At 42.7% G+C, this 19,406-nt stretch carries 16 protein-coding genes, 1 tRNA gene and 1 pseudogene; 8 read left to right on the top strand and 10 right to left on the bottom strand.

From position 1 onward, the window contains the following. Positions 1-8 precede the first annotated feature (8 nt). The 4 genes from N482_RS16070 to N482_RS16055 are packed head-to-tail and all read right to left on the bottom strand — an operon-like array spanning position 9 to position 5,892. Positions 9-680 carry a class I SAM-dependent methyltransferase gene (locus N482_RS16070; RefSeq protein WP_063377994.1) on the bottom strand — a complete coding sequence of 224 codons (672 nt, stop codon included), beginning with the start codon at positions 678-680 and terminating at the stop codon, positions 9-11. Between the two features lie 49 nt (positions 681-729). Then, positions 730-4,383 carry an AAA family ATPase gene (locus N482_RS16065; protein WP_063377993.1) on the bottom strand — a complete coding sequence of 1,218 codons (3,654 nt, stop codon included), beginning with the start codon at positions 4,381-4,383 and terminating at the stop codon, positions 730-732. Then, positions 4,383-5,600: an exonuclease SbcCD subunit D gene (locus N482_RS16060; RefSeq protein ID WP_063377992.1), complete on the bottom strand. Its 1,218-nt coding sequence runs from the start codon at positions 5,598-5,600 to the stop codon at positions 4,383-4,385. The genes N482_RS16065 and N482_RS16060 overlap by 1 nt, the downstream gene beginning before the upstream one ends. A 55-nt stretch (positions 5,601-5,655) precedes the next feature. Continuing rightward, positions 5,656-5,892, bottom strand: a complete 237-nt coding sequence (locus N482_RS16055) for a hypothetical protein (RefSeq protein ID WP_063377991.1) — start codon at positions 5,890-5,892, stop codon at positions 5,656-5,658. A 501-nt stretch (positions 5,893-6,393) separates the two neighbouring features. On the opposite strand from N482_RS16055, the gene N482_RS16050 reads away from it, so the two are divergent. After that, positions 6,394-6,891, top strand: a complete 498-nt coding sequence (locus N482_RS16050) for a DUF6702 family protein (protein ID WP_063377990.1) — start codon at positions 6,394-6,396, stop codon at positions 6,889-6,891. Positions 6,892-6,943: 52 nt separating this feature from the next. Here the strand turns inward: N482_RS16050 and N482_RS16045 are convergent, their stop codons facing one another. Beyond that, positions 6,944-8,383, bottom strand: coding sequence for a metallophosphoesterase (locus N482_RS16045; RefSeq protein ID WP_063377989.1), 1,440 nt, complete (start codon positions 8,381-8,383; stop codon positions 6,944-6,946). 95 nt (positions 8,384-8,478) lie between these two features. Further along, on the bottom strand, positions 8,479-10,095 hold the full coding sequence (rtcR, locus tag N482_RS16040; protein WP_063377988.1) for an RNA repair transcriptional activator RtcR: 1,617 nt from the start codon (positions 10,093-10,095) through the stop codon (positions 8,479-8,481). 299 nt (positions 10,096-10,394) lie between these two features. On the opposite strand from rtcR, the gene N482_RS16035 reads away from it, so the two are divergent. The 5 genes and pseudogenes from N482_RS16035 (at position 10,395) to N482_RS16015 (ending at position 15,369) form a co-directional block, all read left to right on the top strand. Next, a tRNA-OTHER gene (locus N482_RS16035) sits at positions 10,395-10,470 on the top strand. Between the two features lie 206 nt (positions 10,471-10,676). Further along, positions 10,677-12,299, top strand: a complete 1,623-nt coding sequence (locus N482_RS16030) for a slipin family protein (protein WP_081228004.1) — start codon at positions 10,677-10,679, stop codon at positions 12,297-12,299. Beyond that, a complete protein-coding gene (locus tag N482_RS16025; protein WP_063377987.1) occupies positions 12,292-13,518 on the top strand; it encodes an RtcB family protein in 1,227 nt (408 codons plus the stop codon). Before N482_RS16030 ends, N482_RS16025 begins: the two co-directional genes overlap by 8 nt. Positions 13,519-13,520: 2 nt before the next feature. Further along, positions 13,521-14,560 (top strand): annotated as a pseudogene (gene rtcA, locus N482_RS24430) (RNA 3'-terminal phosphate cyclase). Positions 14,561-14,562: 2 nt separating this feature from the next. Continuing rightward, positions 14,563-15,369, top strand: coding sequence for a nucleotidyltransferase domain-containing protein (locus N482_RS16015; RefSeq protein ID WP_063377986.1), 807 nt, complete (start codon positions 14,563-14,565; stop codon positions 15,367-15,369). 34 nt (positions 15,370-15,403) lie between these two features. Here N482_RS16015 and N482_RS16010 read toward each other — a convergent pair whose 3' ends face one another. Further along, a complete protein-coding gene (locus tag N482_RS16010; protein WP_063377985.1) occupies positions 15,404-16,273 on the bottom strand; it encodes a LysR family transcriptional regulator in 870 nt (289 codons plus the stop codon). 91 nt (positions 16,274-16,364) lie between these two features. Between N482_RS16010 and N482_RS16005 the strand changes: the two genes are divergently transcribed. Next, positions 16,365-16,865 carry a lactoylglutathione lyase family protein gene (locus N482_RS16005; RefSeq protein ID WP_063377984.1) on the top strand — a complete coding sequence of 167 codons (501 nt, stop codon included), beginning with the start codon at positions 16,365-16,367 and terminating at the stop codon, positions 16,863-16,865. Positions 16,866-17,024: 159 nt separating this feature from the next. On the opposite strand, the gene N482_RS16000 is transcribed toward N482_RS16005, so the two are convergent. The 3 genes from N482_RS16000 to N482_RS15995 form a co-directional block, all read right to left on the bottom strand. After that, a complete protein-coding gene (locus tag N482_RS16000; protein WP_063377983.1) occupies positions 17,025-17,300 on the bottom strand; it encodes a response regulator in 276 nt (91 codons plus the stop codon). Between the two features lie 2 nt (positions 17,301-17,302). Next, on the bottom strand, positions 17,303-17,467 hold the full coding sequence (locus tag N482_RS24930; RefSeq protein ID WP_155730612.1) for a hypothetical protein: 165 nt from the start codon (positions 17,465-17,467) through the stop codon (positions 17,303-17,305). Positions 17,468-17,774: 307 nt separating this feature from the next. Then, positions 17,775-18,164: a DUF3224 domain-containing protein gene (locus tag N482_RS15995; RefSeq protein WP_063377982.1), complete on the bottom strand. Its 390-nt coding sequence runs from the start codon at positions 18,162-18,164 to the stop codon at positions 17,775-17,777. 101 nt (positions 18,165-18,265) lie between these two features. Here N482_RS15995 and N482_RS15990 point away from each other — a divergent pair, with 101 nt between their 5' ends. Next, on the top strand, positions 18,266-19,063 hold the full coding sequence (locus tag N482_RS15990) for a helix-turn-helix transcriptional regulator (RefSeq protein WP_063377981.1): 798 nt from the start codon (positions 18,266-18,268) through the stop codon (positions 19,061-19,063). Positions 19,064-19,406 lie beyond the last annotated feature (343 nt).

Genomic DNA, 19,406 nt, shown 5'->3' with positions numbered 1-19,406 from the left:
AATGCCTTTTAATTACGCTTATAGCTATTGACGGCGCTAAAACCTAGCGCCTTAAAGTAAACTAAAGGCGTCGAAAACCCAGCCTTTTCAAGTAAAGTGGTTAAACCCTCTAAACTGATGGGATAAAATTCCTCGACGAAATTACGGCGCATTTTTTCGACGCCTTGTTCAGTCAAACCCAATACGGTATGACAAAGTTGAAACTGTGCCTCACGCTCAAAGCTACTCTCAGGAAGCATAAGATCGGCTAAAAATAACTTCCCTTCAGACTTAAGGTTGTGGTTAATCTGAGTAAGTAAATCGTCTTTATCGCCATTGTCCCGAACGAAGTGCATTACTAATAAACACAACGTCGCATCCGCCTGAAATGTATTTTCAGGCAGTTTACCATGATGAATCGTGACGCGGTCGCGAATACCCAAGTTAGTAAAATTTTGATCTGCTATCTCTAGCATATCCGCTGACACATCCTGTGCAATAAAATGCCAACCTTGATTCTGCTCAGCAAGCTCTATAATTTCACGTCCCGTGCCAGCCCCAACTACCAAAATGGTCGCGTCTTGCACCAACGTCACCCTTAATTGAGCAGCCGTAATTTGATGCAAAAGCGCATAACCGGGTACTAGCTTGCCAATACGCTGGTCATAATTGAGTGCTTCTTCACCTGTAAATGCTGGCATTTTCTTTCCTTATCGATGTGTTTTAATCCAGTCAGACCCAGCTTCAGTATCAAGACGCATGAGTTATCACTGTCGAGTACCCGCCGGCTTGTTTCTTTATTTGAACTTGTGTCGCTACTCGTTCTGTCATTTGTGCCACGTGGGAGATCACGCCTACTTTTCTCCCTTGCGATTGCAGTGCATCTAATGCGTCCAACGCCACACTGAGTGTTTCAGGGTCCAAAGTACCAAAGCCTTCGTCTATAAATAGGGAATTGATCTGTACTTGATTAGACGACAAAGATGCCAGCCCCAACGCTAAAGCAAGCGACACTAAGAATGACTCACCACCAGATAATGTATTAACGCTCCGCTGTTCATCAGCCATATCTCTATCAACAATGGCTATTTCTAAAGATTGACCTATTACGGTCAATCGATAGCGCCGAGATAAACTACTCAAGTGGTGATTTGCATAATGAAGAAGAATTTTTAACGTCTGAGTCTGCGCCAAGTTACGCATTGTCTTGCCTGTCGCATCGCCTAATAGTCGATTAAGTAGGTGCCAATTTTCGTAGTCATTTTGCATTCGCAGCAGTTCATCTTGATGGGCTCGTATTTTTTCAACGTTGTCATGATGAGTTTGTAAACTCACTGATAACGTAATTAGTTGCCCATTAAGTGCCTCTTGCTGCTGCGACAATGACTCTAGATGTTCATTCAGCGTTTCTTGGCTTGGCTTAGGGCTGTCAACCGCACAGTGCTCTGCCATATTTTTGTCTACATGTTGCAACTGAGAACGCTTTTCTACCAACTTACACTCGAGTGTTTGCGCCTGTTCAATTAACGGCTGCCATTGTGATTTTTGTAGCAAAAGAAGCTCATTAACCAACGCTTCATTGAGCTCATTATATTGCTCCGATGCCCCCTCCAACCAAGTCAAAAAGCGTGTGTGGTTATCGTCAAGTACAGCTTGGTACTCCTGACACTGCGCTGTTAGGTGTTTTAACTTGATTGCATGTTCATCTTGCTCTTTAAGTAACTGCTGCAACTTATCTTTTTGCGTCTGCAATCGTGCTTTTTTAGCGGCTTCTGACGCTTGCAATTGCTGCTGCCATTGATCCGCGCTTTGCTCGAGGGGCAACAAGGCAGCTCGCTTACTTTTTGTTGTGTCGCACAACGTAACTTGTTGTGAAAGTAGTACAGACACGTCCGCTACTTGTTGTTTAACTTGTGCAAGTAATTGCTCTTTAGCATGAAGTTTGGGCTGAATATCTGTGATATTTTGCCCTAATTGATTCAGCTGACTGATTTTTTGTTGCTGTGACTGTACTTCGTTCGCAAGGGTTTCAGTTGCATTATGTGGTTCTAGCTCAAACTGTGATAACCACAGAGGTTCAGAGTACACTTCTGTAATTCGTACCTTCAGGCTTTTGGATAACCTAAGCAGCTCTTCATTACGTTGCGCCTTGCTGGTTAATAATTGCGTATACTCTTGAACTTGAGCTTGATGTCTACTCAAAGCTGCGTGCGCTGTGTTTAATTGCTGTTGTAATTCTTGTTGTGCCTGAAACTTCTGTTGCTGTGCTTTGCTAAGCACGCTATATCTCGATAATCGCTCTTCTATTTCAAGCAGTTGCAATTCATATTTTGACGCATCAGCAAAGGTCGGGGGCAACTCATTAAGTAGTGCTTTGTTTACTTTTTGCTTTTGCACAATCTGTGCATTTTGCTGCAACGAGGCTTGCAATTGACCGTTAATTTGCTCTAAATACGACACCACCTCATGGTAGCGTGTTTGAGTTTGAGCACGCGCTTTTTCAGCTGCTTGATACTGACTTTCAAAGTCATTGATCAACTGCTGCCAATGCGTATCAATATGCTCGACGTGATAAGGGTGTTCAGTCGCACCACACACCACACACTCTTTACCATGCTCTAATTGTGCTCTCAATGCACTAATGTTGTCACTCGCACGCAATTTAACTTGATGTAAGTTATCTTGCGTAATAAGCAACTGCTGCCTTGTCAGCTCATCTTGATGTTCAGCATCTTTACGTTGCGCATTGGCACTGTGCTGTTGATGTCTGAGGCTGTCAATTTGTGTTTGTAATTGGAGCAACTCATTATCTAATTGAGTTTGCTGCACAATCGCTTGCTGGGCTTTTTGCACTTGAGACTTTTGGAACTGCAATTGCTCGTAATCTAGTTCAGCTAACTCCCGCTGAATTTGAGTTAGCTCAACCTGACTTTGCTCTAAGCTCTGTTCAAATTCTTTGCACTTAGGCTCTGCTGTTTGCAGTGCAGCCTGTGCAGCCTTAAGCTGGGGATCTATAGATTGTTGTGCCCCAACAATCGCGCTTTTTTCATCAAATGCGGCTAAGTATTGTTGTAAAACTTCATTGATCTCTTGCCAATGTTCTGTTATTTCGAACAGGGCAGGTTGCTTAGCCAGCAATGCTTTAGTTTCATCATGCTGTGTCGTTAAACTTTGAATGTGTGAGTTCAATGCTTGATGTTCAGCTACATGATTTTTCTCTGCACTTTGCAGCTGAGTTAATTGACTTCGATGTTGTTCTGCAAGCGCAAAATGCTCGGCACAAATACCATCGAGCTCTCTGACACGTAAAATGTCTGGACCCTGTTTTATTAAGGCTTCTTGAGCACTGCTAACAGCGGCATTTGCTGATTTAAGTTCTTGCTCTTGAGAAGCTATCTGGGGCTTTAAGTCAATTTTCGAGAGCGCTTGGATTGCTTCTTGACTGCGTTGTAGCACCTGTTGTGTTTGCGACTTTTGTTCTCGATTGTCAGAAATTTGCTGGACTACCAACGCGAGTTTAGCGCGCTTAAATTCACTTTGGTGCTTGGACAACTCAGCCTCAGTTTCAGAAACTTCAGTCGCTAACTCGTCATGCTGTTGCTGTAGTTTGTGCTTTGTAATATACCAAGCCAATTGTAACTCGGTTACTTTGAGCTCAGTTTTAAGTGTGTTTTGTTGTGCATTGAGTTGCTCAAGTTGAGCTTGCCTGTCAGCGAGCTCCTCATCACTCAGCAGTACGATATCACCTATTTTCTGCTTAAACCTGTCAAGCGCATCTAATTTACCCTTGTGCGCTTCATAAATGGCCTTTCCAACATGGCTAAATTGTTCTGTACCCGTTAAACACTCCAATAGTTGTGCCCGTTCATCTGCATTGGCTTTTAAAAATGCTGCAAAATCATGTTGAGCCAATAAAACAGCACGAGTAAATTGTTCAAAATTAAGACCCAGCAATTGCTGCAAAAGTTGTTTCGCTTTAGACTTCTGGGCTAAAACCTGCTCGTCATGTAATCTAAGCACCAGATGTTCAGCGTCTTTTATCCTGCCATCAACTTTGTTTCGTGCTCTGGCGACTTGCCAACGAGCGACGTATTGCTCACCGTCTTGTCCGATAAACCCAACCTCGGCAAATCCAGACACCGTGCCACGGCGCAATAAGTGACGCGGATCATTGAGTTTGATGTCATCACCATTAAACTCCACTTTGTTTTTCGAGTCAGATTTAAGCCGTGCAGTTTTGCCATAAAATGCCAAGCATATCGCATCCAACATGGTGCTTTTACCTGCGCCTGTCTCTCCGGTTATGGCAAATAACCCAGTATCTTTTAGAGGCGCAGTGGTAAAATCAATCTCGGCTGTAGGCAAAGAGGCCAAATTCTGGATTTTGATTGTAAGTATTTTCATTATTTATCATGCTCGCTCAACGAAACCAAAACCTCTTCTAGGCACTTTTGGAGTGCGCTAGAGGGTACTCCTTGCGGATCGATTTGCTCTTTGTACGCCAATTCTAATAACGTTGTGGGCGCAAGCTCAGAGACCTTTCCTAGGTCATCGAAGATGACTTCATCATCATACTCTGTCTGCTGAGTAACCCGCTCAATACCGCAAAAATTCACGGGCTTATTTTCTAATGCCTGTTCTATTTTGTGGCGAAATTGACTATCAGTTTCACTGGCATTCAAACGCAAGCGCAAATACGGTTTTGGCGCTTTGTCACATGAGGGTAACTCGAGCGCGTTTATTGCCTCACAAAGCTCTACCAAGGTCGCTCCCCCCTTATCAGGAAGCAGAATAACCTCCTTGTACCTTGGCACATAACGGGCTGACACAGCCTTGACTTGTGACTTTTCAAATTCGACAAGCACAACTTGATGCTTATAGTTCCGCTCAGCAAAAGACATTGGCATAGGCGTACCGCTATAGCGAATACAGTCATTGTTCGCAACTTTTTGCGCCTTATGTAAGTGCCCTAACGCGACATAATCAGGTAACTCTCCAAATACATCTGCATGGATTGAATCAAATCCACCAATTGTTATATTGCGCTCAGAATCTCCAGAAATATCACCCCCTTTAGCGTGCAGATGTCCCATTGCAATTATGGGCGCACCTTTGTCGGCAATTAACGCATAAGCACTTTTATAAGCTTGCCTAACTGCATGCGCGTAACTGCTTTCATCGTTATCTAAATGCGTGATATCTGCACTGCGTAAAAATGGCATGGCCACAACATTAACTTTGCCTGCGGGCATAATCAAAGTCTTAACGACATTTTTTGGATTGTGTTTTTCAAATCGTCCAACAACATGCGTATCAAACTGCTGTAATAGAGGTTTAGCTGTTTCAATGCGATTCGCAGAGTCGTGATTACCAGCAATAATGACAATGTGTAACGCTGGCAAGAGGTCTTTCACTTGTTTGATAAAAGCGTAGAGTTGCTGCTCAGAAGCGGCTGGAGGCGTTGCAGTATGGTATATATCACCACTGACTATAAGCAGATCAGCTTCAATTTGCGCAAGCTCTTGGCAAAGCCAATCTAAAAATGCTTGATGCTCTGTATAGCGACTGTGTTCGTAAAACTGTTGACCGAGATGCCAGTCAGACGTATGTACAACCTTCATGCAGCGTTCCTTTCCTATTTAGGAACGCTAATATAACATTGCTTGGGGCTATTTATTAATAGCTCAAGCGCCACCACATGAAAATTATTACAGGTAAGGCAAGTAACAAAAGCATAGGCGCACGATAAAGCTTGTTTTGCTTCGCTTCTAAACGCTTGATAGCTGAACGCTCATTGCACGCAGCCACTTTATCAACATAACAGTAACCGTTTTCAAGGTACTCTTTACAATTTTGTTCGTCAGCAGGTATTGCAACCAGCTTCTCTTGTTTTTTTAGTATGTAAAAGTCCATACTGCTCACCACATTTCTTTTCGATAAACGGGTATACATAAATGAGCAAAACTAACGCCAGTTTTACCCAAAATGAGAAAGAGCGCGATTTTAATGATAATTCCAACCAAATATCAACAGTCTTATTGTGGTTTTTGAATTTTTTTTCAAAATAGAGACAATAAATTTGAAAAATGCACAACTGACGTACCCGTCAAATTGCTAATTTATCATCACTTTGGTCAGTTTTAAGACTAGCTTTGACTTACTGAATCACTTCTGAACCACTTTTAACGTTGTACAAATTTTTACCAACTACCAATAGCCTACTGAATTTATTACGTAAAATAACAGCACAAGACAAATATTAAATTGTCAGCCTCGCTAAAAAGGTCAAAAAGTCGACTGTTTTGCTTCCCTATTCAATAAAAAAGCACAATAATCCTTCTTCATAATAATTAAAATAAAGTAGACTATAGGTAAGTGAGTAAACACTATCAAATCCTGAGAAGGAGTTATTTTATGCGAACTTGGCTTTTCGCCGGGCTCAGCTTGATGTTGACCTTTGCAGCACAAGCGCACAAGTTAAAAGCATCTATTGCAACAGCAAACATATTTCCCGAGCAGGGAAATATCCAAATTGAGTATCGCTTTCACCTGCATGATCTTGAACATGCCTTAGTACACCTGTTCAATGATCACAAAAATGTGTACCAAAATACAAAGGTTCAGCAAGCATTCGCTGATTATGTATACACACATACATCCCTCCGGCGGTTAAATGGCCAAGCTTTGGCTTTATCAGCAGCGACAGTAAAAATAGATGCTAAGTACCTTTGGGTATATCAAGAGGCACAATTTGCTAAAGGCACACCACTAAAAGGGCTAAAAATGCGCCATGGGGCACTTAGAGATATTTGGCCCGACCAAATTAATCTGGTGAACTTTAGAGGAATTGGAAAAGTCAAAACGATGCATTTTGACAAAGATGATAATTGGTTGGCGGTCGCATTTGATTGAGCCCAGATTGATTAGTTTAAGTAAAAAAGGGCGATAGGCCCCTTTTATACAATTACTGACATACTTGCTCACCACGCGCCGAAAACTGCGAGTCACAGCGCAAAAACGCCTCTCCTTGTTCATCAAAAAATCGGCCATACCAGCCAAAGTAGCGATCCAATTCAACCTCTAAAAAGCCAAATTTTGCCTGCTCATTACCGTTGGCTTCCAATCCATCTACAACGGCTTCAAAATTGGTGTAAGGTAATTCTTCGCTGAGGGTAACCCCACTATTACCCACCACAATTTGTGGCGGACGCTTATCCTGTTTGTCAAAACTAAGAGATTGGTAAATATGCATGTGACCAGATAACAGCAAAGCGACCTGCTCAGGCAAACGGCCTAACGGGGTATTGGCTAAAGCGCGCTGCATCATGATATTTAAAGTATTATCGGTGGCCACATTATTCACTCCCCAAAGTGGCCTGTGTGTAACTGTCCAAATTGGCTTATCTGGATATTTACTTGCAAATTTTTGCAGCCCTTCATATTGAGCTTGATACTGTGCTGTCAAATCATTGGAGAATCTATCATCACATGCATTAGCAGTATCTTGCACCCAAATATTAAGCTTTTCTAGCTTCAGCATATAGGGGTCAATCATAGTAATTGAGGATACCGCAGTCGTAGGTGGGTTAGAAAAGCTACCTTGTATTGGGCAAGCGCGCTGAGCGATACCACTCTCTATATTAGAGCCGGGACCAAAAAAGTAGAACCAACCAAGCCCAGCTCGACTACAAAGTTCATGATTACCTCTTGCAAATACCCAAGGTGCCTTGGTTAAAATCGCATCTGCTGAGCTAAAAAAGTCAGCGCGCCAAGCTCTCCATGTATCTGGTTTTGGGCTACCTGTTGCGTTTTGACTATAGTAGGTTTCGTCTAAACCGCAGGTTTTGCCACCATAGCCGCCATCCCCCGCATCATACGCGTAGACACCTTTACTAATGCTGCCACTGGTTCCGCGATAGTTGTAATCCCCCATATGTAATAGCAGGTCCACTTCACGCTTAGCACCTTCATCAATGAGTGTTTTAAACGGCTCAGCGGGGCCATTGCCATCACAGACATGTGCTTTACAACCCGAATCACCATACACCTGAATACGTTTTGGATTGAGCGTCATCGCATCGAATCTAAGCTGTGTGCCACCCACAAGATAAGATTGCCCTTCAGATACACGAGCTTCACACACTGTTATAGGGAAGTTAGCGCCTGGGTGCAAACCACGAATACGCATTTTGCTGCGCTTGCCCTCTGAGTCTTCAAGCTCTGGACAGAGCGCAGCTTGGTTTTGGATACCGGGTATTATGGCCCGAATATAGAGCAGTGTGTCACCTTGGTTGCTTGGCGCAAGCATTGCGTAAGCAGTGATCACTTCGGCTTTTTTTAAGGGTTTTGGGCTGCTACAACCGGCCAAAATAGCTAACCCCAATATAATACTGACGAATCGCATTGTCGCTTTCCTTCTAATCGCGTCACTAATTCCTTGTTTAGTGTAGTAAAACCTCTGTAAAGGGGTATTACAAAAGCTTACTTACACACAACGCATTATTTTGCCGCTGCAATATCTCGCCACTTAATATCGAACTTGGCCAAGTACTTTTGTAATCGACTTGAGTCATTACTAGTGGCTTTTTGAGTCCTGCTAACGTCAAACAACACGCGCCCAGCGGCAGCCATGCTAGGGCTTTGCAAACATATGGTGACTACATACTCTAATTGCTGACGATCAAACATATCAAGTTGATAAATTTGCTCGTCACTCATGACTAATGATAAGCAAGATCCATGCTGTAACGATTGGCTCGTTTGCCAATTACTTTCGAGCCGTGCGACTTCTTCAGCCACATCCTCTTTGCTGATCCGCGAAGAGTCGGCCAATGTGGCCAAACGGATCATCGACGATCCTAGATCCCTAAAGTTACCTTGCCATGTGGCTTTGGCGCTGTGAGCAAAATTCAGATAAGCAGCTCTTGCCTCTTTATTGAATCGTACTCTTCGGCCTTGCGCTTGACTGTATTTGTCTAATTCAAAATCGATGTTGGCGTCAATATCTTCGCGCCTATCTTTTAAAGCTGGGAGCTGATAGGTCCAAAGGTTGATACGAGCAAGTAAGTCTTCTCTAAATGTCCCCTCTAATACACAAGCTTTTAAATCACGATTAGTACCCGCGATCAGCTGAAACTCGCTCGTCACCTCTTGGTCACTGCCAACAGGGTGAAATTGCTTATTTTCAATCGCTCGCAGCAGCATCGCTTGTTCTTCAAGTCCTAACTCACCCACTTCATCCAAAAACAGTAGCCCCTGATCTGCCGCCTTTAAAAAGCCGTCTCGCGCCTGCTGCGCACCGGTGAATGCGCCTTTTGTATGGCCAAATAGAGCAGCCATCGCATTTTCACCTTTGAGTGTTGCGCAGTTGACAATCACTATCTCGCCTTGCAAGGTTTTACGCTGCTTTTTAAGCAAAAAGATCCGAGAAGCAAGCTGGCTTTTGCCCGCGCCAGTTGGGCCGGTTAATAAAATGGGCGCATTGGAGCGTATGGCGACTTTTTCGATTTGCGCAATCAAGCGGTTAAACGCAGTATTTTTTGTCTCGATGCCCGCTTTGAGAAAGCTCTCACCTTGACGGCGCTCAATATCAAAGCGCTCAGCCAACTGGTCGTATTTTGAGAGATCTAAATCAATGGTCTGCACTTTGCCCACAGATTTATTGTCATTATGCGGGTCAGGTGATGTTTGTATTAATCGCCCTGGAAATTGCCGGCTTTCAGTGAGCAAGTAGCTACATATTTGTGCAACGTGGGTCCCCGTGGTGATGTGAAATAGATATTCTTGCGCATCCAAATCAAATTCAAGTGTGCGGCAAAAGTCATACAATTTGGCGTACACCTCACCAAAATCCCAAGGGTCGTCAAAATTGATTTCAACCAAATGCACGGTTGTTTCAGGTGATACGCTCTCAATGTCAACGGCAACATTATTTGCTAAACGTGTACTTTGTCTGCCATGCAGCAAATACAAGCGATTTATGATCAAATCGTCTTGGCTTACCAATGAAATATTTGGACGCCAGCGATGCCAACGGTCAACCCGTTTACCAATAAAGTCCAATTGCGTGCCAAGCAAGCTTACAGCCACAACTTCTTTCAAAATACACTTATCCATTCGGATATATCAATATCTAAATGGAATCATTTTTAAAATAAAAGCGCAATAAAAAATATACGCACTGACTCACAAAAAATAATTTTCCCTATTTAAATCAATTAACTAAAAATTAATTTCGACGTTTTGAAAACCTTTGGCACATCACTTGGAATACCTATTTCGTAGTTTGATAGCGTGTTTCTGAATAACACCGCGGTGCGACTTACACTGTAAGCACGTATTCCGAGTTCAGCTACGTCAGTGATGGGTACTGGAAATGGAAACACTTTAAGTGTGGGGTTCAATTCCCCTAATTTGATAGATAGCTCAATGGTAGAGCCACGAAATTTATACATTCGTTTGCTGCGGGTTCGAGTCCCGCTCTAATCACCATAAATAAAAGATAGAAACGTTATTAGTTTCTACATTGAACTGCGCTGAAAAGCGCTGAATTATGCAAGTAGCCGCCACTAACACTAAGTTGGGCTTCGCTGAACACACTGAATCAATGGCAAGCTGGATGCTCCCCATTGATGCACTTATTTAGCCGGCCCAACGATAGCTAGCTGGCCGCTGCCATGCAGTACAAGGAATAAAAAATGAAATTTAAAAAACAACAAATCGTTGCAGAGACAAAACGTGTTTTCGTATACAAGAACAAGCAGTTTAAGTGTGTATTGACCTCTGGTAAACACACCTTTTGGGATTTTAAAAATGAACTCGAATTTGTGACACACAACATCGAAACGCTGTTCTTTGTAGCATCGGACGCTGAGCGTCTGTACCACTCAAACCCAGAAGTTCAAGCGCACATCAGCCACTACAAATTAAATGAGCAAGAAATCGGCTTGCTGTACTTCAATGACGCTTTGAAAGGTGTAGTAGCACCGGGTGAGAATCTCTATTTATGGCAAGATGCAGGTGATATCCATTTGGAAAGAGTGGATATCAGCAACGACTTTTATGTCGATGAAAAAACCTTAAAGCTGATTGAAAAAGCAGGGTTAAACCTCGCTTCAAAACTTATCCGAACAGCGAAAACCACCGTTTGTAAACCGGTTTACCAAATACAGATTGAACGCGACCACGTTGGCTTATTGTTTGTAGACAATAAACTTGTCCAAGAGCTACCAGCTGGGAAGTACGGAGTATGGCAGTTTGGTCGAGAGATTGAACTCAAAACGTTCGATAGCAAAAAGGTATCGGCAGAAGATGCCAAAGATATTTATCACAAGAACAGCGAAATGCAGAGCATTGAACATCAAAGGTTGGGAAGCCAAGAAGTTGGCCTATTGTATGTAAATCAAATTTTGAAGGGCATTGTACCGCCAGGGGAATACCTTTACCTGTGGAAAGCAGCGGGAAATATCCATTTAGAACGAGTCGATATCAGCGCGGATTTTTATGTTGAAAAATCGATCTTCGCACAAGTAAATAGTATAGGGTTAAATAACACCACAAAACTATTTAAAACAACAATGAGTGAGGCGTGCAAACCAATTGTCGATATTTCTATCGACAGTGGTCATATCGGCTTGTTGTATGTGAACAATCAATTACAACAAACGTTGACGCCAGAGCGCTATGGCATTTGGCAATTTAACCGAGATATTGAAGTAAAGATCTTCGACTTGCGTACACTGATGTTAGAAGTATCTGGGCAAGAGATATTAAGTAAGGACAGAGTCAGTCTTCGTATCAACCTAAGTGCCAGCTTTCGAATCACCGATGCCGTGCAGGCGGCTTCAAGCGTTGATGACGTAAATTCATTCGCGTATAACGCCCTACAGCTTGCTTTAAGAGAAGCTGTAGGAACACAAAACCTAGATGATTTACTGATCGATAAACTGCATATCAACGAAACCGTGAAAGAGCTTGTTAGTGAACAACTTGCAGGGATAGGGGTACAGTTAATCAGCGTCGGAATGAAAGATATCATTCTGCCAGGGGAGATGAAAGCAATACTTAATCAAGTAGTCGAAGCGCAAAAGGCTGCGGAAGCCAATGTGATTAAACGCCGAGAAGAGACCGCAGCAACACGAAGCTTACATAATACGGCGAAAGTGATGGAAAACAACCCAACACTGATGCGCTTAAAAGAGCTTGAGGCCTTAGAAAAGGTTGCAGACAAAATTGAAAGCTTAACCGTTTATGGCGGCTTGGAAGGGCTCATGAACAACGTCGTAAACCTAGGTCAAAAACAAGGGGGCCAACATGTGTAAGCCACAATACGAGTTACTAGATAACAACACCAAGCATCCGATAAAGGCTTGGACGAAAGGCGTTCCTTTCGAGCCCGAGGCACAGCAGCAACTCAAAAATATAGCGTCGATGGATATCGTACACTGTCACATCGCAGTGATGCCAGACGTGCACCTAGGTAAAGGCGCGACCATAGGTAGTGTTATACCTTCAGTGGATGCCGTTATCCCAGCGGCAGTCGGTGTGGATATAGGCTGTGGCATGGTCGCTACCAAAACCACACTCAAGGCCTGTGACTTACCCGATAACTTAAAATCGATACGCAGCGCTTTTGAAGCAGCTGTACCGCATGGCCGTACAACAGGGCGAGGGAAACGTGATAAAGGCGCTTGGGGAAATATACCCAAGCTGGTGCAAAAGGAGTGGCTGGCGTTGGAGAAACGTTTTGCACAAATTTGTGCAAAACATCCAGCAATCGCCAAGAGCAACCATGTAAACCACTTGGGTACAATGGGTACAGGCAACCACTTTTTGGAGCTTTGCCTAGATGAAATGCAAGATGTATGGCTGATGCTGCACTCAGGCAGCCGTGGCGTGGGTAACCGAATTGGCACATATTTTATTGAGCTGGCTAAAAAAGAAATGCAGCGCCATCAGCAGCACTTACCCAATATGGACCTTGCTTATCTTAAAGAAGGCAGTCTCTATTTCGATGACTATGTAGAAGCCGTTGAATGGGCTCAAGACTTTGCTGCAAAGAACCGTGAGATTATGATGTTCAATGCATTAAAAGCGCTCAAAGATGCACTATCAGTCCCTTTCGAGACCATAGATATTGCGGTTAACTGTCATCACAACTACATCTCCAAAGAAGTGCATTTTGGTAAAGCTTGTTACGTCACACGAAAAGGTGCGCTTCGTGCCGAGCAAGGTGAAATGGGGATCATTCCAGGAAATATGGGCGCCCGTTCATACATCGTTAGAGGTCTTGGCAATGCAGACAGCTTTAATAGCTGTAGCCATGGTGCAGGACGTGTTATGTCGCGTACCAAGGCTAAAAAGGTTTATAGCATTGCAGATCATGAAGCGGCAACACAAGGGGTAGAATGTCGTAAGGATGCAGCCGTGATCGACGAGATTCCGCATGCCTACAAAGATATTGATAAAGTCCTGGCAGCACAGCAAGACTTGGTAGAAGTCGTGCACACATTAAAACAAATCGTTTGTGTAAAAGGATAAGAATGACAACCATAGCAAACAAACCAACTACTATTATTGACGGCTCGAAAGGAGAGGGCGGTGGCCAAGTGCTAAGAACCGCCCTTAGCCTGTCGATGCTACTCAACCAGCCCATAGAGATAAAAAACATCAGGGCGGGACGAAAAAAGCCGGGGCTAAAGCGTCAACACCTGACTTGTGTACTGGCCGCGCAGCAAATATGTGATGCACAAGTAACAGGGGCTGAACTTGACTCACAAAACATCACTTTTGTACCAGACCAAGTACAAGCAGGTGAGTATGAATTTAAAATCGGCACGGCTGGCAGCACAGTATTAGTTTGCCAAACTATTTTGCTGCCACTGGCGCTCAGCGGTAAGGCGTCCAAGGTGGTACCCATAATGGCATGTCACCTTCTCTGACCTTTTTTACTCACTCATTTATGCCTGCACTGCAAGGCATGGGGTTGAACTGCGAAGTAACAACACATAAGCTTGGGTTTTTCCCCGCAGGTGGTGGGAGTTGGCAAATAGACATTGCGCCAATTACGTCCCTTAAACCTTGTCAATTTGAGCAATCGGGTGAAGAATTGGAACTACAACAAAACAATTGTAATGTGCTCTCTATTGTCGCTGGGGTAAAAGACTCCGTAGCCGGTAGAGAAATAAAAAAGGCTCAATCACAACTGAACTGGACAAATGCAGGCACCGAGATTGACAGAGCAAATGCCTTCGGCAGTGGCAATAGCTTTCATTTAAGCGTGGGACAGGCTAAGCAAGTCGCCATGTTTGAGCAAATTGGCGAGCTTGGTCTCTCTGCTGAGCGAGTAGCGGGTCGTGCTGTTAAGTCGCTAAAGCATTACTTAAAGTCCGGTGCTGCGGTGGAAGAGCACCTAGCGGATCAACTGCTATTGCCCATGGCACTCGCTGGGGGCGGAAGCTTCACAACCACAGCACTGAGCAGCCACACAACAACGAATATTGACGTTATTGCGCAGCTCAGTGGCATAACAATTAAAACACAGCAATTAAACGAACACCTTTGGAAAGTATATTTGGACTAATAATGGATAAAGCAGTTACATCAATAGACCCTGAAGTGCACAGCGAAATCATGGCGCGTATTAAAAAGGCCGAACAAGAGCACAATGTAAAGGTCCTTTACGCAATTGAATCAGGCAGCCGTTCTTGGGGATTTGCGTCACCAAATAGTGATTATGATGTGCGCTTTATTTATATTCATCCCAAAGATTGGTATTTGTCTGTGATGTTAGAATACAAACGTGATGTGATTGAATACCCGATAGTAGACGATATTGACATAAATGGCTGGGAACTGCGCAAAGCACTTAAGCTTTTAAAAGCATCAAACCCAGCGGTAGGTGAATGGCTCAACTCACCGATTGTCTACATTAATGATGAAAATTTTAAGTCGCAAGTACAGGTGTTGTTTGCCCGCTACTACAGAACCGACCGCGGTCTATATCACTATGTAAATATGGCAAAAAGCAACTATCGAGGCTATCTCAAACAAGATATGGTGCCTTTGAAAAAGTACCTCTATGTATTGCGAGCTTTGTGTGCTGCAAGATGGATTGAAAGAAATGACAGCCCACCTCCCATAGAGTTTTCAGTGTTGGTAGACGGCGTGATTGAAGATACTCAGCTACTTGCACAAATAAACGCTGTTGTTGTGAAAAAACAACAAGCCACAGAAAAGTCAATGGTGCCTGTAATAACTCCTTTAAATGAGTTCATTGAATCAGAGCTCAATTATTTTGAAAACAATATCAATAAATCGGATAACCATGAACAAGACCCGAGCTATTTAGATGCCTTTTTTCAAAATAGACTCTCACATATTACCTGTTAGTAAAAATTTGATCTTTAGTGGTAATTAGTTACCACTACAACAAGCTACATACCTCTTGCACTACCACCTCAATGCGCTTTGGCCGCGATGAGTTTTGCCTTTTACATAAATATACCGTTTCAAAAACTGGCTGTGCTAATCTGTGAATGGCGATCTTTGATTTCTGCGTAAAGGCGTCAACGGCATATGCGGGTAAGATAGTAAACCCAAACCCCATCGCAACAGGCTGTAAAATTAGGCCTATTTGATTCGAAAAACCTTTCTTCTTCAGCATATTTGCATGCCCAAACTCAGCATAGTTTGCACCCAAGAGTAAACTGGCGTGGTGATTACCATCAGGGTGGTCAATAAAGCCAAGTTCACTGAGAGATTGCCAAGTAGGCTGCTCAAAACCGGCGGGAGTAATGAGCAAAAGCTGCTCTTTAGCAATTGCTTCACTATGCACTTCTTCCAGCTGACTTTTTACCGTCATTAAACCAATATCGACTGATTTATTGGAAATAGCCCGCTCGATTTCGGTATTCGGAGCAAAACGATGATCGATCAATAATTTAGGGTGCTTATCCTGCAAGGCCAGTAAGTGAGGATACAACTTTAAACCCAAACTGCCGGGAGATTGGATACGCACACAGCCTTCAAATGCGGGATCGTCACCAATTGTCTGTTCTAAATCAGTGAGGTCATCCAGTATTGACCGCCCTTTTATATAGAGTATTTCACCGACAGGGGATAACGAAAACTGCTTGCCTTCACGTTGAATAAGCGTTTGTTTCAATTGGGCTTCTAATTTACTTATATGCTGACTCACGCCCGACTGTGTCATATGCAGTTTTTCAGCTGTACGTGTGAAATGTGCTATATCAGCGAGGGTACAAAATGTACGCAACCATACCAAGTTAATCATTACAAAGAATTATTAAATAAAGAATAAATGATAATTTCATATTATAACCCTAAGCTTGTAATCTGCCCATAAATTATGAGGAGCACACACCATGAACAAGATATATCCACGCAACTTTTCTCACATTGGCATTTCAGTTCCTGACCTAGAAAAAGCAGTTAAATTTTATACTGAAGTTTTAGGCTGGTATTTAATCATGACGCCAACAGAGATAACCGAAGATGGCAGTGCGATAGGCGAGATGTGTACGGATGTATTCGGTGCAGGATGGGCGCGTTTTCGCATTGCACACCTCTCTACCGGCGATAGAATTGGTGTAGAACTATTTGAGTTCAAAAACCAAACAAATCCAGACAATAACTTTGAATACTGGAAAACCGGAATATTTCACTCTTGTGTGCAAGACCCCAATGTTGAAGAGCTGGCTGAGCGTATCGTTGCCGCCGGTGGCAAAAAACGTATGGAAAAACCTCGCTACTATTACCCCGATGAAAAGTCCTACCGTATGATCTATATGGAAGACCCGTTTGGCAATATCCTTGAAGTCTATAGTCATAGTTATGAACTGATTTACAGTGAAGGAGCATACTAATTCAACGCGCTAGGAACCAATAACTAAAAGCTAAAGTCTTTAATTTTTATACTGCCCTTTATAGCCTCAAGTGGACTGATTTTTGGTGTAAAGGGCATTGACAGATATGTGCTGTAGCAGTATCCAATATTACTTCCAAAGCCCTCATCCTCAAACAAACTAAACATGTCGTTCATCCGAATATTCACCTAGCACACCATAAAGAGTATTTACATCAATTGGCTTACCAATATGCGATACAAAGTCTTGAGACAAGTATCTATTTACATCTTCAACCATGACATTCGCTGTTAACACAATCACAGGTATAGTTTTATTGAGTGATTTTATTTTTTGCTGAGCTTCAATACCGTCTATTTCTGGCATGTGGATATCCATTAACACCAAATCATATTGGCTTTGCATAATTTTAATTAAATTGATGGTTATCGACATACCTAACCCAGTCCCACCATATTTACGTGTTGTCGATGAATCTGCTTGACTGAAACGCTCGAAGATACAGCCTGTGTTTCTTTTGTCATACCTATACCTGAGTCGAACAACTCAATCTTAACTGCTTGTTTTTGTGCGCTCGTTGTACGGCTAAGGACCACTTTCACTTAACCCTTATTTGTAAATTTAACCGCGTTTGAAGCTAAGTTTAGAACGATCTTTTTTACCCGAACAACATCTCCTATTCACCCGTCTTTAAAGTCATCATCAATAATAGTAAGGTGCTGAATTAGAACAATAAACATATGCTTTCCATTTAACCTACATAAATCCCGCTACATTAGTCCCATGTCAGTATGTGTGCAGAGTGTAATCTGCGATAATCAGCCTAAAACCATGAACACTTACATGACAGCAATTTTAAAAGCGCTCATGTGTTGTGGCTCATGCTAATTGAGCCCACTCAAAACCAATTTAACTGCGCTTTTCGAGGCAATACTTGGCGGTTCCACCTTCGCCTGAGGTGAATGTACCATGCGCACCTAAAATTGAATGCGTCGGCTCACATGCTACTACTTCAAACTCACTACCGGCAACTCCTTGGCTAAACTTGCCCTTATGCGATAGAACCAAAATATGAGTTTGTGCACCTAGCTCCATTTGAATAAGCTCGATACCACTAAAATGTGCACTACCTTCAGCATCATAAGCCATACTGTACTGAAGTTCACCAGAGCCTATTATATCCCCTTGATAAACATGTTTTACGACAGCGGTTGTTAGCTTTCCCCCCGCCAATACAACGTTTGATTCACGCGTTTGTTCTTGCCAATCTGTAATTTGAAACTCACCTTGCCATTTCATACTTCTCTCCGAGATGTTTTTAATTTTAAATTACATTAACATGTAGTTACTAGGTGGTATTGTAAAAACGCGTCACACCTTGCCAGCTACGAGGTTCGATAATGAAATCAAACAATCAGGCCATAAACGGTGTGCTACACCAAACTAAAAGCGCCTCAAATTACACTTTGAGGCGCTATTTCCCGTCAAAACAGTTAGCTCATTTAGTTGAACAATTCTGGTTAGTTAATTGGAATTTGCCCTCTGGTGTACAACACGTCCAAAAGAACTTGCCAGATCCGAATTGCCATTTGACTTTTTTACCGAACAAATGTGAGTTCCTAGGCCCAGTTAGCCGGGTGTATGACTATACAATGCGTGGGCAAAACGGAATAATTGGCGTGAAATTCAAACTCGGTGCATTAACCCCTTTGTTGCCAAACCCAATTGACGAGTACATCGATACGGTCATTACATTTCCTAGCTTTTTACACTGTGACTTATCCGCTCTAACTCACACTTTGAACCAAACAGACAATGACAAAGACCGCGTTGATGCTCTTGAGCAGGCACTTGATCCCCTTTGTGCTGATGTGCAGGTAACTAATGTTCAACAGATAACGACGCTTGTCGAACAAATAAAAAGCAACAATGCTATATATTCTGTCGACGACCTCGCAGGGCAAAGCGGTCTATCCAAACGGACACTACAACGCAAGTTTAAACAGTTTATTGGCCTTTCCCCGAAGTTTCTGATCCGTAAGTATCGATTGCATAATGCTTTAGCACTATTAGAGCAACACCCTAACGACATACACCATTTGGTAACCAAATTAGATTACGTAGATCAAGCTCACCTGATCAAAGACTTTAAAAATATCCTTGCCATGACGCCAGGCGCTTATATTCACGATATCTAACCCTTATATTCAGCTTACATTTAGAAATGTATTCAAAAGCACTGCTGCGGTTACAAAATACAACAAGGCGTCACACTCCTTTGCATGAGATTGGATGATTGCAACATGCAATAATTCTATACTTTTCCTCGTTGAGTAAGCGCATACCTAGTTACCTCGCTTTGTAACTCAAGCAGGTTTCCATGCAATTGTTTAACATGTTGATTTCCCCATGTCTTTTTAAGACTTTTTTGCGCGCAGTTACTGCGCGCTTTTTTTTTGCTTATACTTATATTAACTCCTCGCTTTTAAGTAACTCCTTGCATCGCTTTTTTCCTATTATCAAAATAACTTAACACTCTAT

It is taken from the genome of Pseudoalteromonas luteoviolacea NCIMB 1942 (assembly GCF_001625595.1).
In the GTDB taxonomy this organism is placed as follows: domain Bacteria; phylum Pseudomonadota; class Gammaproteobacteria; order Enterobacterales; family Alteromonadaceae; genus Pseudoalteromonas; species Pseudoalteromonas luteoviolacea_A.
This window is presented reverse-complemented; position numbering and strand designations above follow the sequence as displayed.